Below are 17,928 nucleotides of genomic sequence, written 5' to 3'. Positions count from 1 at the left end.
TGATATGTTATGATAGATTCAGAGAGTAACAAATTAAGGGAATGAGCTGTATGAATCTTTTTATTGACACAAATATTCTTCTGTCTTTTTACCATTTCACAAGCGAGGACTTAGAGGAACTAAATAAACTTGTTGTTTTACTTAAGCAGAAAAAGGTAAAGCTATACTTACTAGAACAGATTGTAGATGAGTTTCAGCGCAACAGAGAGAACAAAATAATGGATGCACTAAAGCAGTTACAGGAATCCCGACTAAAGCTCGAGTTACCACAACTTTGTAAAGATTTTGAGGAATATCCAACACTAAAAGAACTCCAGAAAGAATATGAGAAGCAACGCTCCACTTCAGTGGATAAGATCATGAAAAATGTTGTGGAGCACACGCTGAAGGCCGATAAAACTATAAAGGACCTATTTGAAAAAGCAAAACGACTTCCTACAGACGATGACCAAATGGCCAAAGCGCGTGTGCGTATGGAAGTAGGCAATCCACCCTGAAAGAACAGATCTTTAGGAGATGCGATTAACTGGGAAACGCTACTTAAGCATGTCCTGGTTGGCGAAAACCTTTATTTCGTAACCAGCGATAAGGATTACAGTTCAAGCGTAGACCAAAACAGGTTTAAGGTTGGGGACACGCTGTAAGAACGCTGCTAGGAAAAAAGCCGCATTCTAAAGCTGCGGAGGCTATAATGCGCCCCTCTATCCGCCAAATGGGATATGTGGGCAGCCAATTTTGTCCCTCCCCCTGGCTACGTCTCCAATTCAGACGTAACTTCTCTCACCCTGTGCAGGCTGAAGGTGAAGAGGCCTTAAAACAAATTTTAGAGTTTCTAAAGATATTTGGATACAAGAAATCTTTTTATGCAGCTAAGTAATTTCTGATTTTTTTCATTTACCTTGGTAAACTCCATTTAACTCCAGCTTAATTACCCCATATTTTCGTGATAGAATCAAATAATTTTTTTAATTGATTTTGCCATTAGAAATCCTTCTTATAAATCTTCGTCGATCTCAAAGTTAATATCAAAAGGGCTGTTTCTTTCTTTGTTAATTGCATAAGCAGTTATTAAACCAGTTTCTTTCTTATCATTTATCAAAATTCTTTCTCCATAAGGTATATCAAAAATTATATGGTCGTATCTAATTTTATTCTGCTTAAGGAAATTAATTGTCTGATCTGTATATTTGGTTTCCCTAGAAGTCAAGATTATTATGGTATCTTCAGTAGGAATAATATTAAAAAATTCTTTCACACCTTTCAACAATTCGTCTTTTCCCTCTTTATATCCGTTGTGTTTTAAAATTGTTCCATCTAAATCAATAATCCATGTCTTAGGCAAAGAAGATAATTTTAATACCATTTAAACCCTCCTTTTCGTTTCAAGAACTTTACCTATATAACCTCCCGGATGATTTTGTTTAAATACTTCCAATTTTATATCCAATCTGTCCGTAATTTCCATTGCAACCGCTTGCAATACCAATAAATACCCTATACTTGAATTATTTGGAACTAGATTCCACTTATCTCCCTCATGTTCAAGAAACAAAACTAATTTATTAGCTATTTTCTTGCCTAATGTGCTGTTTCCATTATAGGTTAATAACCATAATTTTATTTTTCTCTTTTTTAATTGCTCGTATAAATATATTGATTCCGAGGTTTCTCCGCTTTTTGTTAACATAATTACCAAATCATTATCCTTCACGACACCTAAATCTCCATGTATTGCAGAGTTTGTGTGTAAAAAATGTCCATTAATACCTAAAGAATTCAGCGTTCCTATAAACTTTTCACAGATTGGCACGTTTTTCCCTAATGCAGTAGCTATGATTTTTCCGCCGGTATTTATTGTCACTAACATATCTTCAATAAGCGTATCCAAAGTATCATAATCAATGTTCTCTTCTATCTTTTCTAAGGCTATTAATTGTTTCTTCAAATGATAGTGATTCATATAACCTCCCCCAATTTAATTGTTCCGTTATAAAACGCTCCACATATAGAATCATAATCATCCCAAGCATATGTTGTTAAGGATAGCCAAATTATTGCGTGAAGTAGTTTAATTTTGTCTTCGTTGACTGGTTTAATATTCTCGAAAAAATATTCTTCTAATTGTTCATATTCGTTAGACTCTATATCTAAAAAAACTTCAGTATTTTCTATCTTTAGATCAAAATGTTTTTGATTAAATTTATCATAATTACCCTTCAAACTGTAATATAATTTGGCATAATCATAATCTTTGTCTCCATAAATTTTATCAAAGCCAAAATACCCTCTCGGGTCTATCAAATAGATTTTATCTAAATTTTTATCAATCAGCATATTTGAAAATGTTGGATCTCCATGAATTGGGTGAAATTTTTCTGGATAGAATTCTCTAACTAAATTTTTTATATCTTCTTCTAGATAAAAAGGATTTAAGAACCATTTGTTATTTATCTTAATTTCTTTTTCTGTTGCAAAGGGTATTAATTTATACACCTTATCCATACGCTCAAAAGTTTTAACATAATACTCTTTCTCTAAACTAAAATAATTCGAGTTTATTGGATGAGATAAGTTATGAAGTTTCTCAAATGCTTCTAAAATCTTATCTAGTACCTTTTTTTTGTCTTTGTATGAATTCAATTCAAAAGGATGCAATCCATCTACTTTTTCTAAAGTTATTGGGTCTAGACTTAAAACTTTAGGGATATTACTGTATGATTTGGTTGATATGTATTTATACCAATTACTTTCATGCTCGGCCAAAGCGAACCCTTTTTCATCTAAAGGGATCTTTATAACTTTATCATTTGCTATTTTTACTTCATTAAAAGGTCTTGAAATTCTTTTTGAAAAAATGTATTCTTCATATTCTTCTTTTATTCCAAATTCTTTGGTGCCATATAGTGGAATTTCGTCAAATTCTATATTTTTATATTTTAAATATTTAACAAATTCGCCTGAACTCGGTACATCTTCTATTTCTTTTTTGCTGTTAAAAACAAAAAATCCAGCCACACCAAATTCTTTAGATTTTTCTTCTACAAATTCACCATTTTTATAAGACCATCTACATTCAAAATCTTTGGAAATTCCAATTAAATTTTTATTATTGTTCAAATTTAGTTCAAAATCTTTGGGTAAAACCAAATCACTCCATACATATACTAAAGGCTCATTTTGTGGAATAAATTTTAAAGCGGTATTTAAACCAGCACAAGTGCCTTTTTCACCAGTTTTTATCAAAATGTAGTTGATATCACTAAAGATTTTCAGATATTCTTTTAGCACTTCATATTTGTAGTCACCTATTATTATAAAATTAGAATTTTTAAAAACCTTAAAAGTATAAAAGATCATTGGCGAACTATCAACAGAAACTAAAGCTTTAGGTTTATTCCACGTATATTTCTCCATTCTAGTTCCTTTTCCACCTGCTTGAATTATCACATATTTAATAGTATCATCACCTCGCTTTAAAACTTTTTGAAACTGATAATTAAAAATATAAACCTCAAATTTTTATAAAAATTGTCAGTTTTTTGTTGATTTTCTGGAAGTTTAACTTATTTCTTCAAAAAAGTATACCCCCAATCAAGCCATATCCTTATTTTCAAAGAAGTCTAGCGTTTTGTATACAGCATCATCTGGGTTAATTAATTCCATTTCTAGTACTTGCCCTCTTTTTTTAAATTTCTTTAAAGACCACCAATCAATCATTTTTATTGGATAACCTGCGCCAATCCAGTAATGTGCAGGGTAAAAAACTACCATCTTAACTTTTGCTGAGGTAAGCAAATCTGCAATTCCGTTTCTGAAAACAACAACGTTTTTGAAGTACTCAGCTACATATATAATGTCTTCCAGGTTAACATGCAAAAAGTGGATTTTATTCATTTTATCCTTTGGAATGAATGATTCAAAAAATTTTGCATCAATAAGTTCGTTAAAAACAAATTCATAATCCGACTCTAATGCCATTATTAACAATTTTTTAAGATATTCAGGAAATTCCTTTGGGAGTTTCATTGCCCTAGGCTGAGTGAATAAATAAATAATTTTTTTACCTATGAACATTTGGTCAAGGTGTTCTTTTAGTTTTATATTTGTACAACTATATAAAGTTGAAAGTTCAAATGAAGAATTAATATCCAAACCGAGTTGCAGTGGAAATAAATCAAAAAAATTCAACTTATATATTCTCGCGAGTCTGTAAATAGATTTTGGATGAGCAATCGTAATTTTACCAATCTGAGGTCCACGCGTACCAATTATAGTTCCTAAATAACCAGTAATAAAGTTATCATATTTTGCTGGAATAAAAACATAATTATCAATAGCTGGAAACATTTTAACCAAAAATTCAAATTTTTTATCTATAAGCACCGTTATCTTATTTGCATTGTATTTTCTTTTAAAAGCATTAAGTAGGGAAAAGGTAGCATAAATATCTCCAATATGTGAATTTAAAAGAAAAATATAACTATCCTTATATTTTTTTTCAATTTTTTCCAGTTCTTTATAAATGTAAAATTCTAAAATATATTGGTTTTCATATTTTTCTTCATCTCGTAAACTTCTTTCTGAAACGTTTGCTTTTATTTCACTTGGATTATCGTCTTTTTCTTTGGCATTCAAAAGTATTGTTTGAACTTTTACTCTATCTTTATCATCTGTGTTTAGAATCTCTTCAATTTCATATATTTGCTTCTCCAACGTGTAATTATCTTCGATAAACCTACGGTAACTTTCTGAGTCGTAATTTTCTTCGGTTATTTTTTCTACTGCTTCATCGATTGTGTTGTATATAAGCTCATTAGGCCATAATGTCTTGGCACCGTCAAAATTATGAATTATTGGTTTTATTCCCCTTGCCATTGCTTCAGCGATGTTGTAACCAAAGCTTTCATGTATGCTTGTTGATATTATGTAGTTTTTGTCTTCTAAAAATTTTTCTACTTCGCTTATCCAGCCATGTAGAATGAAATTGTCTTCCATTTTCATTTCTTTTTTTATGTATTCAAAGTATTCTTTGTACAATGAATCTTGAAAATCTCCACCTACATGTAATTTGTATCTGTTATCTACATCTTTTAATTTACCTATTATTTGAATCCATGTTTCTGGATTTTTCCTATAATTTATGTGAGCTAACACTGCTAAATTGTATCCTGGTTTGTGTATAGAGAATTTGAATTTGTCTAAGTCAACCCCGTTGTAAACAATTTCTTCTTTGCACGATTGAAGATCAATGTTAAGATGTAATTGGTGAAATGTTAGTTTCATAGAATTTGCAACAAATATCAATCGATCGATATTTCTCCAATTTATTTTTTCAGGGAATTGTGTAAAGGCTTCGTATCTGTGTAATCTACAAATAACTTTTTTATTTTCTATTTCAGGGACTTTGTTTGTTGCAAATATTGCTAACTCATTTGCCCATTCAAGCCAGACTATGTCCGCCCATTTTATCGCTTCTGTTATTTCGTTTGCGTCTGTTGATACTACGAGTTTGACATCGTATCCAAGTGAGAAGGTTTCTACTATGTCTTTTAGGAAGTTGTCTAAGCCAGGTAAGCAAAGGAAGGCTATCTTTGTGTCCTTTTTTATCTTGTTTCTTATTTCTAAGAACTTCTTTTTCATTTGTGGGTTATCAGTCTGTTGAGCTGCTTTTAGGTAAAATCTTAAAGATGCTAATTTGCTTCTGTTTTTGAATTCTATGTCTCCTAAGAGGTCATAGGTTGCCCAGTCTTTGTCGTGTATCCTCATGAGGTATCTCCATGCTTGGCTTTCTTGGTTCATTTCTTTTAGTAGATATCCATAATTGAATAATAGGTCTGAGTCAATAGGATTTATTGTTAAACCTTTTTCAAATTCTTCTTTGGCTTTTTCGAGTTCTTTTTTATTGAAGTGTATTAGTCCTTTTAAGTTGTATTTTTTCGGGTCATCATCGGATATTTTTTCTATTTGTTCTTGAGCTTTGTTTATTTCTCCTTTGTTTATCAATTCAATGATTTCTTCGTACATGGATATCCTCCTTAGCCTTTGAAGTTTGTCTTTAGAAGTTCTAAAACTTGTGTTAGCGCCCCTTCGCCCCGCAGCCCACCCTCTAAGGAAAGGGCTCTGGGCCCCTTTCATCTCGCAACCCATCCTTTTTAAGGAAAAGGCCTAGGGCCCCTTCGACCCTTGTAACGGAGGGCTTCGCCCTGTAACCCACCCATGAGGATGATGGTATTTTTGTGGTTTATTAATATTTCTTTTTAAGTAATTGTTAATCCTATTTTTTATCGTCTGGAATGGGGAAGTTTTTAGCATATTTTTTGGGAAGTGATATTTTCACTTAAAATTTTTTGCTAAAAACTGTTGCTTTTAATTTTTAGTACACCCGCAACCCTTTGAAAATTACGAAGTTTCTAAAATAATTATTCTATCTAGGTTTGCGCCCCTTCGCCCCGCAGCCCACCCTTAAGGAAGCATAAAAAGCTTTTCCTTCACCCCACTCCCCCATTAGGAAGAAAAAATGTAGGGCTTCGCTCTGCTGCCCACCCTCTAAGGATGAGCAAAAGGCTTTCCCTTTCACCCTGCTCCCCCACCCATTAGGAATGAAAATGTAGGACTTCTCCCTGCAGCCCGCCCATAAGGATGAAGTGAAGGAGCTTTTTACCTCGCTCCCCGCCCACTGCAGCTCACTGTTGACTTTTTAGGTAAAATTGTGTATAATGTTATATATACGTATGCCTAAGGAGGAAGTTTTATGTATTTTTTTAATAATCTTTCGGATATTAAAGGGCGGGAAGAGGAGTTTTTTAATAAGGAGATTAGTATAAAAGGTAAAATTTTTTATGTTGATGAGGCAAAGGATTTTTATTATTTGTTTGTTACCGATTATAGCTATTCTTTTTTGTGTAAGTCAGAAAGCGGGAAAACACCCCGAACGAGGTTAGGGAAAGATGAGTGGTTTAGATTTGAAGGGGTATTAGAGTACGATAGTGAAATGGGGAGTTATTGTTTGAAGGTAGACACAATAAAAGTTGCTGTTCCATTATCTTGGCATGATCTTTCGGTAGAAAAGAGGGTTGAACTTCATGTGCATTCAAAGATGAGCTCAAAGTTGTCCATATTGGATATAGAGGAGTTGGTGGATGCTGTTTCTTCGTTTGGGCAAAAGGCGGTTGCTATCACGGATAACGAGAATGTGCAGATGATTCCTTATTTCTATGAGTATGCTAAGAAGAAGGGTGTAAAAGCAATTTTTGGTTGTGAGCTGAATGTGCACGATGAGAGAAGAGGAATCATAAAACACGTGAATGTGCTGGTTAAGAATAAAGAGGGGTTGAAGAATCTTTATAAAATAGTATCGATTTCACATATGAACGTTGTGAACAAAAGTGCGATAATTTCACTTTCAGATTTGAAGAATTTAAGAAAAGGGCTACTTTTGGGTTCTTCACTTGATGGATTTTTGCTTTACGACTTTCTGAATAAGTATTCTACTGACGATTTAAAGGAAAGGGTAACTTTTTTTGATTATATAGAGCTTTTCCCGATGGATTGTTATAACGATTTGTGTTTGGAGAAGGGTAAGATTATCGATTATTCTAAAACAGTGTATGAGATTGCAAAAGCTTTCAAAAAGCCTGTTGTTATGTCCGGTGATGTTCATTATTTGAGAAAAGAAGATCGAGAGTATTTAAACGCTATGATCGTTGGTATCTCTACAAAAAGTAAACCAAGAAAAATTACGCGAAGTGTTAATTATTTTAGAAGCACTTCTCAGATGTATGATGAAGCATTTGAGATCTTTAAAAAGCACGGCATTGCAAAGGAAATCGTTGTGAAAAATCCAAATAAAATCGCTGGTGAGGTAGAGGAGTTTGCTCCTTTTGACTTTAAATTGAAGGCGCCTATTATCCCTTCTGCCGACCAAAATTTGAGAGATATCGTTTATAACAACGCAAAAAAGAAGTATGGAGAAAAGTTGCACCGTATAATTATAGATAGGATAGAGAAGGAATTGAAAAGTATAATAGATAACGGGTATGCTGTGATATTTTTGATCTCAGCCGATATGGTCAAGAAGTCTTTAGAGATGGGCTATCCGATCGGTTCGAGGGGGTCAGTTGGTTCTTCGCTTGTGGCTTTTCTTTTGGGGATAACTGAGGTTAATCCTTTGCCACCACATTATTTTTGTGAGAGTTGTGGGTTTATAGAGTTCAGTGAGGATTTGAACTTGAGTGGTTTTGATTTAAAAGAGAAGTCATGCCCAAATTGTGGTGCGATTTTGAACTCCGATGGGCATAATATAAGGTTTGAGGTTTTTATGGGGTATTCTGGTGAGAAGATCCCAGATATAGACGTGAATTTTTCGGCTGAGATTTTCAATAATATACAAAGGTTCTTGGAAGAGAAATTTGGTAGGAACTATTGTTACAAGGCAGGTACGATAAGTACCATCTCAAGGTACAACGCTTTGAAGATGGCGTTCAATTATTTCAAGGATGAAGATATGAATTTTGCACATCTTTTCTGGGTTTCTCAAAAAATAAAAGGGACAAAGTTGAATACAGGTCAACATCCATCAGCTATGATAATAATTCCTCAAGAGTACGATGTTCACGATTTCACTCCTTACCAGTATTCTGCAAATTCTCCTGAGATTGGTATCGTTACGACACATTATGATTTTAAGGCTTTAGAAAATGATTTGTTGAAAATAGATGTGTTGTCTCACGATGGGCCAACATTTTTAAAAATGCTTAAGGATTTAACCGGTTACGATTACAACGATATTTCGATGCACGATGAGCGGGTTCTCTCACTTTTCTCTTCTACAAAGGAGTTGGGAGTGGATCTTTCAGAGATAGGTACGGAGATTGGAACGTTGGGTGTACCGGAAGTTTGGACACCTTTTTCCCACAAGATGCTCACCGAAACAAAGCCCAAAACTTTTTATGATCTGTGTAGGACGAATTCACTTGCACACGGGACGGATATTTGGTTCAATAACGCCCGCGAGATAGTTTTGAAGAATGTGGCAGGTATCGATCAGATCGTTAGCTGCAGAGACGATATTTTGACAACGCTTGAGTATTTTGGAGTGGAACCAAAAACGGCCTTTATGATTATGGAAAAAGTGAGAAAGGGGAAAGAGCTTACAGAGAAAGAACTTAAGGCGATAGATGATTCAGAAGCTCCCGAATGGTACCTTGATTCTTTGAAGAAGATTCATTATCTATTCCCAAAGGCCCATGCGGTTGCCTACATGATATTGGCGTACAAGATAGCGTTTTACAAACTTTATCATCCTCTTGAGTTTTACAGCGTTTATTTCACAATCAGAACGAGGTTTTTTGATATTGATATTATAATGGACGAAGAATTGACGGTTCAGACGATTAAAAAACTTTCAAAAAACGAATTCCAACATAATTACGAAGAGTCCAACTTTTATTCCACACTTAAGACCGCCTACGAGATGAGAAAGAGAGGTTTTGGTTTTTTAAGACCGGATCTTTACAAGAGTGAGGCAAAGGTTTTTAAAATTGAAGGGGAATATTTGAGGATACCTCTGACCAAAGTGAGAAATATTGGTAGCAAGAATGCCCAACGGATTCTAAAGGAAAGGGCAGGGTCCACAGAAAAAACTCTCCTTTCAAACTAATATTATCGCATATATAGAAATTAATACAAATTTAATAAAGTTATGATATTATATTTATGTTACATTTTTGCATTCTCGTAAAAAATCAAACATTAGGAGGGATCGGTATGAAAAAGATAGTGGTTTCTTTATTCGCTTTAATGGTTTTAACTGCGGTTGTTTTTTCGGCTCCCTTAGGGTTAGGTGTAAAAGTTGGTGAACCAACGGGTTTGTATATACGGAGTTATACTAGTTCAACAAGTTTCGCCGGCATCACTGCTGCATGGTCTTTTACCAACGATAATTTCACCATACAGGCAGATTTTAATGGTGTTTCTCCAAATCTTTTTGGTGATATTGATTTTAGCTATGGTGGAGGTATTCATCTTGGTGTAAAAGACGACGATTTAAATTTAGGAATACGTTTCCCGTTGGCATTGAATTATGCTATTCCTGAAACTCCATTGATCACATTTTTAGAAATTGCACCAGGTTTTAGCTTTGCCCCTGAAACAAACTTTGATTTAAGTGGAGGATTAGGTTTAGTTTATAGTTTTTAATATACAGCCCCTATTCAATTGACATAATTATCAGATTATGATATAATAAGTTGACAAGAAATATAGATTAAGGAGTGTTAGATGTGAAACAGGGTATTCATCCAGAAATGAAGCTTATAACCGTAAAATGCGCCTGCGGTGCCGAACATACTATGTATTCAACTGTTGACAATTTCAGATTAGATGTTTGCTCTGAATGTCATCCTTTCTACAAAGGAGAATTAGGTTCACAAATATTGGATACAGAAGGTAGAGTTCAGAAGTTTAAGAACAAATACAAAGATTTTCTTGAAAACTAAAATCTCTAATTTTCTTGTTGGGGGGGATTTATTAGAGTTAAGGAATAAAAGTATTAAGAGATGAAAAGCGTTATCCAGTTGGTCCTTGCTATTGGTAAATTTTTACCAATATCCATCTGGAAACACAACAAAAATCTCGGAGGTGAAAACCAACGCCCGGACCCAGGCCATCCGTTTATGAAGGGTGATATCACGACTTAGCAAGGTTCTCGTGATTAAGAAAAAAGGGCAAGGTAATTATTTTGGTAAATGAAAGTTTAGCAACAGGGGATTCTGTGAAAGGTAAAGTGGTCGATATCAAAAAGTTTGGTGCATTTTTGGAACTTGAAAATGGTGAAGAAGGATTTGTGCACATTTCAAAGATTTCAAAAAAGTACGTTAGAGAGATATCCAATTTTTTAAAAATCGGTGATGAAGTTCAAGGAAAAGTCATAGGAAGAACAAAAGACGGAAAGTACGAGTTGTCTTTGAAAGATTTCGATGAAGAAAAAGAGGATACAGGAAAATCACACAATTTTGAAAAAAGATTGAACCAATATCTAAAAGACAGCGAAAAGAAGATATCCGAGTATAAAAAGCACTTAGATAAGAAAAAGAATACACGTAGAAGATAATTAATTATAGGTTATGTATATATAGGATAACAATTGAGAGGGAGATTTTCTCCCTCTCAATTATTTTTTATGTCTTAAAAAATCTAAACTTAGACCTTTTCTTTTTAAAGTAACAAACTTTGTGGTAAAATAATTGAGAAAGAGGGAAGCGGACTGCGGCAAGTCTCCTTCTTTAGATGTATGAGAAGTGAGAAGAGGTAGTTCTCCTTCCTTGGATGTGTGGGAAGTGAGGAGAGGTAGCTCTCCTTCCTTAAAAGGGTGAGGAGCGGGGCGAAGGGGCGCTAAAATAAGTTTTAAAGTGTCTACAAAACAGGAACTACAATAAAGATCTAAGGAGGATTAGCATTTGAGTACTTATACAAGAATAAAAGGTACTAAGGACATTTTTGGCGAAGAAGTTAAGTACTGGGAATACATTGAAAATACCGCAAAGAAACTGTTTAAAATATACGGGTACAAAGAGATAAGAACCCCATTAATTGAAAAAACCGAACTTTTTAGCAGAGGAATAGGCCAAGAAACAGATATTGTTCAAAAAGAAATGTACACTTTTGATGATAAAAAAGGAAGGTCACTAACTTTAAGACCCGAAGGAACCGCTTCGGTAGCAAGAGCTTATATAGAAAACTCTTTAATAACGTTTGGTTCTCCTCAAAAATTATTTTACATAGGTCCCATGTTCAGATATGAAAAACCCCAAGCCGGACGTTATAGGGAGTTTTACCAAATAGGGGCGGAGATTTTTGGAACAGACCATCCTTTAGCTGATGCTGAATTAATCACATTTGTCTACGATTTCTTCAACAAGCTAAAATTAAGCAATTTTAAAGTGAAAATCAACAACATAGGTACCTTTGAAAGTAGGGAAAAATACAAAGAAGTATTGAAAACGTATTATCAACCATTGTTACCCAACCTATGTGAAGATTGTCAAAGACGGTTCAACACGAATATTATGAGGTTGTTGGACTGTAAAATCGACGTGGAAGCGGCAAAAAACGCTCCTTCCATCTTAGATTATTTAGACGAAGAAAGTCGCGAACATTTCAACAATCTCCAAAAATATTTGAAGGCTTACAATGTACCTTATCAAGTTGATCCAAAGATCGTTAGAGGTTTAGATTATTACACAAAAACGGCTTTTGAGGTAGAACATTCTGATATGGGTGAACAAGCTGTCATAGCAGGTGGTGGTAGATACGACGATCTCGTCGAACAATTAGGGGGTCCTAAAACTCCTGGGGTTGGTTTCGCTATAGGGGTTGAAAGAGTAATAGAAGCATTAAAAAGAGAGAATGTCGAGGTTGAAAGTGAAAGTAAAATAGATGTTTACGTAGCTTTTCAAGGTGAAAAGGGTGAAATGGCAGCTGTTACTTTATCAAAAGAACTAAGAAAGAAAGGCATAAATACTTATCTAAATATATCGAAAAGAAATTTATCAGGGCAATTTAAACATGCCAACCGATTAAACGCTAAATATGTGGTTGTAATAGGAGAGGAAGAAATTTCTAGAGATATTGTCACAATAAAGAATATGAAAAGCGGAGAACAGACCCAGATTGAAAGAAATTGGGTGTCTGAAATCATTGTGGAAAAGCTTAGAGAAGAATAAAGACTTTCTTAACTGGAGGAAATAGAATGATTTTGCTGAGACCTTTTATTATTTTTATAACCTTTGTATTGTCATACATACCCGTCCTGCAATTCGTTGGATTGGCGTTATTATTTTTTATTTATCACGTTTTGATTAGAAATAGAAATCTTCATATTGAACGAATGAAGAAGGTCTATGAAACAAATAATTTAACCTTTCCAGATATAAAAGAGAAGAACCCCATAATTTGGTTTATTTTGTACATGGTTTCTTTTTTGGTACTGAATGTTTTCTATCTATACTTGATACAACAAGTAGCAACTTTAACATTGGAAGAAATACAAACCTTCACCCTACCTAGTTGGCAAATTTATTTGTTTTTAGGAAGTTTTATATTAAGCTGGATCTCTTATGCTAGTATGATAAATAGGATTGACAAAGACCAATGGCAACTTCAAGAATCTGAAATTAGCAACAAAATAGTTAAAAATCGTTTCATCAAACTGAGAGACGGAAACGTCGTCATGTTATTGAGAATTATCACCCTTGATGTATACCAGTGGTTTCTTTTGTTTTTCTTAATAAGAGAAACAACGATACATTATTTTGAGGATGGAACCGCTACGGGAAGGTATCTTGAACTGATCAAAAGAGATGAGAAAGAAACACAAAACGAAACTTCAACAAATGGCGCAGCCGAGAAACCCGCACAAGAGGACCTTTATGAAAAAATAATCAATCAAATTAAAAATGTAGGGGAAGACGAAAGATATAGTACTATTTTTTCTCATGTTACGTCTATACCAGACAAAAAGAAAGCCGAAGAGATATTAGAAAAGTTACTAGAAGATGGTTATATAAAAGAAGAAGAATACAAAAAGCTCCAACAATTTTTATAATCTTTGTGGGGTGGGCAGCGGGGTGAAGGGGCGCTATATAAAGAATTATAGAATATTTTTATAGGATCTTAATGGGGAACCCCCTTAACGTTTGGAGGCGATATCAACTATGTTTGTCCCACTATCCGGTGCAGATATTACTGACTTAGAAAAACGAACCATTATGGATGTTTTGAATTCTGAAAGACTTGCTTTGGGCCCTTATTTAGAAAAGTTTCAAGAAATAATAAAAGAATACACTGGTACGAAATATGCTCTAGCTGTAAACAGCGGGACATCAGCCTTACATTTGATTTTAAGGGCCTTAGATTTTCAACAAAATCAAAAAATGATCGTAACACCTTTCACTTTTATTTCTTCAGCTAACGTGGCTTTGTTTGAGAAAGGAGTACCGGTCTTCGTTGATATAGATCCTCATACTTACAACTTATCCGTTAAAAACTTAAAAGAGTTCATAGACAAAGATTACAAAGACGACGTTACGACCTTTATGGGTGTAGATATTTTTGGAGTTCCCTTGGAATGGGATGAGATACTTGAGATTCTTCCAGATAAAATAAAAATAATTGAAGATTCTTGCGAAGCCCTAGGTGGAGAATATAAAGGGCGTAAATTAGGAACTTTTGGAAAAGCTGGTACATACGCCTTTTACCCAAATAAGCAGATAACCACCGGTGAAGGCGGGGTTATCGTCACTGATGATGATGAAATATTTGAGTTATGTAAGTCCATGTGTAATCAAGGTAGAGGTAAAAGCGGTGAGTGGTTAATTAGTGAAAGGCTCGGATACAATTATCGCATGGATGAATTGTCTGCGGCACTTGGTTTTGCTCAAATGAAGCGGATAGAAGAAATAAGTTCAAAAAGAAAAGAGAAGGCTATGAATTATTTTGAGTTGTTCAAAAATGAAGAAAGAGTAGTTCTACCTTTCATTCCTCAAGAAGTTACTTCTCAAAGTTGGTTTGTCTTCGTTTTGAGATTGAACTTAGATTGGGTATCAGAGTTAATTGATATACCTATATGGGTTAGAAATTTTGATCTACCTATGAAAATTGAAGGGGAACAAAATCGAAAAGAATGGAAAGAATTAATAAATAAGATTAGAAATATCTTACAAACCTTCTTAAAAAAATTGAGTGAAAAGGGCGTTGAATCCAAAAATTACTTTTACCCTGTTCACCTACAACCTTTTTATAGAAAAATGTTCGGTTATGAAGAAGGAGATTACCCTGTTACAGAGCTAATCTCATCTTTAACTTTTGCGATCCCATTTTTCTCCAATATCAGTCTTGAAGAACAGAATTACGTATATCGAATAATAACAGATAGCTTAAGGGAGATAAAAGATGAAACATTTGTCTAAAAGATCTTTTAGATTGATGATAATAGACTATATTTTGTTTTTCCTCGCTTACATTGTAGCAATGTTCATAAGGTTTCAACTTGACTTTGCAGAGATGAGAAAGTATATCTCCCCCATCTTTTTCTTTCCTTTGATTATGGTAATTGTTTTTTATTACTCTGGAATATATAAATACATTTGGAGATTTGCCACTCTTAACGAATTAAGACCTGTATTTAACAGTGGTTTCATAGGTTTTCTTATCAACTTTTTTGTTTTTGAGTTTGTAAGAAGATATATAAGTGACATTTTCACTCTTCCTTTCAGTGTGGCAGCAACCGCATCGGTGGTTGGAGTGGTCTTTGTTTCAGCTAGTAGAATATATTGGTTTTCAAGGTATTCTCAAAATTATAAAAAACAAGTAGACGGAATTAAAAATGTTCTCATAATAGGAGCAGGCGATGCAGGAACAGAATTGTTGGGAGAATACGAGAGACATCCAGAAGAGGGATCAGTTGTAGGCTTTTTGGATGATGATCCAGAAAAGATAGGAAGATATATTCGAGGCTATCCCGTACTGGGGAAGATAAATCAAGTTATGGATTTTGTTGAAAAATACAACGTTGAAGAGGTTTTAATAGCTATTCCCAGTGCTTCATCTGATCAGATAAAAAAAATCATAGATTATGTTGATACAACAAAGGTTAGGTTAAAAACTTTACCTGGAATCTTGGAAATTTTAGATAACAAGTTATCACTTGGCTTTCTACGAGAGGTTGATATTTCCGATTTACTAGGTAGAAAGGAAGTTAGTGTCGATTTAAAAGAGATCAAAGATTACATAAAAGGCAAAAAAATACTGGTTACAGGTGCAGGTGGAAGTATAGGCTCTGAAATATGTAGACAGGTTTTACCAATGGGACCTAAAGCTCTTTTCTTACTCGGAAAAGGGGAAAACAGTATTTTTGAAATATCAAATGAATTGAGAGACAAGTTCTCAGATGCGTTTATAGAAGAAATTATCGCGGATGTGTCCGATGAAAATAGAATGAGGTATTTATTTTCAAAATATAAATTTGATGTTGTTTTTCATGCTGCTGCCCATAAACATGTACCTCTCATGCAAAAAAACCCAACTGAGGCCTTCAGAGTCAACACAATTGGAACTTACACCGTAGCAAAACTTTCAGGAGAATATAATGCAGAAAGATTTGTATTTATCTCCACCGACAAAGCTATCAAACCAACATCCATAATGGGTGCTTCAAAGAGACTGGGGGAAATTATAGTAAAGACACTGTCCAACTTTTATCAAACAAAGTATGGTATCGTAAGGTTCGGGAACGTTTTAGGAAGTAGAGGGAGTGTAATTCCAATTTTTAAAGAACAGATTAAAAAGGGTGGTCCCGTTACGGTCACACATCCCAATATGAAAAGGTATTTCATGACCATTCCGGAGGCTGTCTCTTTAGTATTACAATGTGGACAGTTTGCTCAAAAGGCTGAAATATTTGTTTTGGAAATGGGGGAGCCTGTCAATATTGATCGATTAGCCAGGGATTTGATCAGACTTTCCGGATACATCCCTGACCAAGACATAAAAATAGTTTATACAGGCATCAGGCCTGGTGAGAAATTATACGAAGAAATATTCTTGGAAGATGAAGATTACGAAAAAACTAGAAACAGACGAATATTTATTTCAAAATCTAACAACAATGAAATAAATAAAGAGAAACTAAATGAATTGATAGAGCGAATAAATATTATGATAAAAAACAACGATTACAACAGTGCTATTGAAATAATAAAAGATTACATACCAGATTCAAATATATCAAATATCAGCGAAGGGGCGCTAATGGCTACAACAATCAAACAAGGAGGCAAAAAGCTATGAAAGCATTAATACTCTGTGCAGGAAAGGGAACAAGACTTCGACCACTAACCTTCACGAACGCAAAACCATTGATACCAATAGCTAACAAACCAACTATCATGTATAGCTTGGAAAAAATAAGAGACGCAGGGGTTACAGAGATCGGTTTGGTAGTAAATTCAGAAAATATAGAAGATTTTAAAAATGTCTTAGGAGATGGAAGTCAATTAGGTATAAAATTATCATATATAATACAAGAGCATCCAAAAGGTTTGGCACATGCGGTAAAGGTCTCAAAAGAATTCCTTGATAATGATGACTTTATAATGTATCTAGGGGATAACCTTGTAAATTTTGATCTTAAGAATTTCATAGACCAGTTTAAGCAAGGAAATTATGAATCTTTTATACTTTTGACTTCCGTCGATAATCCTTCACAATTTGGAATAGCAGTGATGGAAGATTCGAAAGTGACAAAAGTTGTCGAAAAACCAAAAGATGCTCCATCAAATCTCGCAATAATTGGGGTTTACATATTCACCCCAAAGGTTTTTGAGGCAATTGAAAACATTCAACCTTCATGGAGAGGGGAACTTGAAATAACCGATGCCATTCAATGGTTAATAGATAATTCAAACAACGTTGGAGCTCACATAGTAGAGGGATGGTGGAAAGATACCGGAAAACCTGAAGATTTAATCGAAGCGAATAGAACAATTCTTAGTACCTTAAAAGAACAAAAAATAGAAGGAGAAATAAGATCAGATTCTTCAGTCCAAGGAATGGTACACATCGGGAAAAATACGAAGATAATGAATTCTATCATCAGAGGACCTGTAATAATCGGAGAAAACGTTACAATAAGTAATGCGTACATAGGCCCTTACACAAGCATTGGCGATAGTGCATACATAAACTCTTCAGAGATTGAAAACAGTATAATCTTAAGTTATGCAAATATTTCAAATGTGTATATAAGGATAGAATCATCTATTATTGGAGAAAATTCAAAGATTTTTTCTACAGAACGAAAACCATATTCACTAAAATTGGTGATAGGCGATTATAGCAATATACAAATACCGAAATAATAGCTAATTATCT

At 34.1% G+C, this 17,928-nt stretch carries 14 protein-coding genes; 10 read left to right on the top strand and 4 right to left on the bottom strand.

The window, feature by feature from the left end; genetic code table 11:
- Positions 1-50 precede the first annotated feature (50 nt).
- A complete protein-coding gene (locus X927_RS03115; RefSeq protein ID WP_103076645.1) occupies positions 51-497 on the top strand; it encodes a PIN domain-containing protein in 447 nt (148 codons plus the stop codon).
- Positions 498-994: 497 nt separating this feature from the next.
- On the opposite strand, the gene X927_RS03105 is transcribed toward X927_RS03115, so the two are convergent.
- The 4 genes from X927_RS03105 to X927_RS03090 form a co-directional block, all read right to left on the bottom strand.
- Complete coding sequence (locus X927_RS03105) at positions 995-1,363, bottom strand: hypothetical protein (RefSeq protein WP_103076643.1); 369 nt, start codon at positions 1,361-1,363, stop codon at positions 995-997.
- Positions 1,364-1,960: an SIS domain-containing protein gene (locus tag X927_RS03100; RefSeq protein WP_103076642.1), complete on the bottom strand. Its 597-nt coding sequence runs from the start codon at positions 1,958-1,960 to the stop codon at positions 1,364-1,366. It lies immediately after the preceding gene.
- Positions 1,957-3,447 (bottom strand): NTP transferase domain-containing protein, encoded by a 1,491-nt coding sequence (locus X927_RS03095; protein ID WP_281255672.1) that lies wholly within the window; start codon positions 3,445-3,447, stop codon positions 1,957-1,959. The genes X927_RS03100 and X927_RS03095 overlap by 4 nt, the downstream gene beginning before the upstream one ends.
- Before the next feature lie 144 nt (positions 3,448-3,591).
- On the bottom strand, positions 3,592-6,024 hold the full coding sequence (locus tag X927_RS03090) for a glycosyltransferase (RefSeq protein ID WP_103076641.1): 2,433 nt from the start codon (positions 6,022-6,024) through the stop codon (positions 3,592-3,594).
- A gap of 727 nt (positions 6,025-6,751) precedes the next feature.
- On the opposite strand from X927_RS03090, the gene X927_RS03085 reads away from it, so the two are divergent.
- The 9 genes from X927_RS03085 to X927_RS03045 all read left to right on the top strand — a co-directional run bounded on the left by X927_RS03085 (position 6,752) and on the right by X927_RS03045 (position 17,915).
- A complete protein-coding gene (locus X927_RS03085) occupies positions 6,752-9,658 on the top strand; it encodes a PolC-type DNA polymerase III (RefSeq protein WP_103076640.1) in 2,907 nt (968 codons plus the stop codon).
- A 107-nt stretch (positions 9,659-9,765) separates the two neighbouring features.
- Positions 9,766-10,197, top strand: coding sequence for a hypothetical protein (locus X927_RS03080; RefSeq protein WP_103076639.1), 432 nt, complete (start codon positions 9,766-9,768; stop codon positions 10,195-10,197).
- A gap of 83 nt (positions 10,198-10,280) precedes the next feature.
- On the top strand, positions 10,281-10,496 hold the full coding sequence (rpmE, locus tag X927_RS03075; protein ID WP_103076638.1) for a 50S ribosomal protein L31: 216 nt from the start codon (positions 10,281-10,283) through the stop codon (positions 10,494-10,496).
- Between the two features lie 242 nt (positions 10,497-10,738).
- On the top strand, positions 10,739-11,110 hold the full coding sequence (locus tag X927_RS03070) for a S1 RNA-binding domain-containing protein (RefSeq protein WP_103076637.1): 372 nt from the start codon (positions 10,739-10,741) through the stop codon (positions 11,108-11,110).
- Positions 11,111-11,456: 346 nt separating this feature from the next.
- Positions 11,457-12,722 carry a histidine--tRNA ligase gene (gene hisS / locus X927_RS03065; protein ID WP_103076636.1) on the top strand — a complete coding sequence of 422 codons (1,266 nt, stop codon included), beginning with the start codon at positions 11,457-11,459 and terminating at the stop codon, positions 12,720-12,722.
- 26 nt (positions 12,723-12,748) lie between these two features.
- On the top strand, positions 12,749-13,603 hold the full coding sequence (locus tag X927_RS03060; protein WP_103076635.1) for a hypothetical protein: 855 nt from the start codon (positions 12,749-12,751) through the stop codon (positions 13,601-13,603).
- A 109-nt stretch (positions 13,604-13,712) separates the two neighbouring features.
- A complete protein-coding gene (locus X927_RS03055; RefSeq protein ID WP_103076634.1) occupies positions 13,713-14,966 on the top strand; it encodes a DegT/DnrJ/EryC1/StrS family aminotransferase in 1,254 nt (417 codons plus the stop codon).
- Positions 14,950-16,845 carry a polysaccharide biosynthesis protein gene (locus X927_RS03050; RefSeq protein WP_103076633.1) on the top strand — a complete coding sequence of 632 codons (1,896 nt, stop codon included), beginning with the start codon at positions 14,950-14,952 and terminating at the stop codon, positions 16,843-16,845. The genes X927_RS03055 and X927_RS03050 overlap by 17 nt, the downstream gene beginning before the upstream one ends.
- Positions 16,842-17,915, top strand: coding sequence for a glucose-1-phosphate thymidylyltransferase (locus tag X927_RS03045; protein ID WP_103076632.1), 1,074 nt, complete (start codon positions 16,842-16,844; stop codon positions 17,913-17,915). The genes X927_RS03050 and X927_RS03045 overlap by 4 nt, the downstream gene beginning before the upstream one ends.
- The last annotated feature ends 13 nt before the right edge of the window (positions 17,916-17,928 follow it).

It is taken from the genome of Petrotoga mexicana DSM 14811 (assembly GCF_002895565.1).
Lineage (GTDB): Bacteria > Thermotogota > Thermotogae > Petrotogales > Petrotogaceae > Petrotoga > Petrotoga mexicana.
This window is presented reverse-complemented; position numbering and strand designations above follow the sequence as displayed.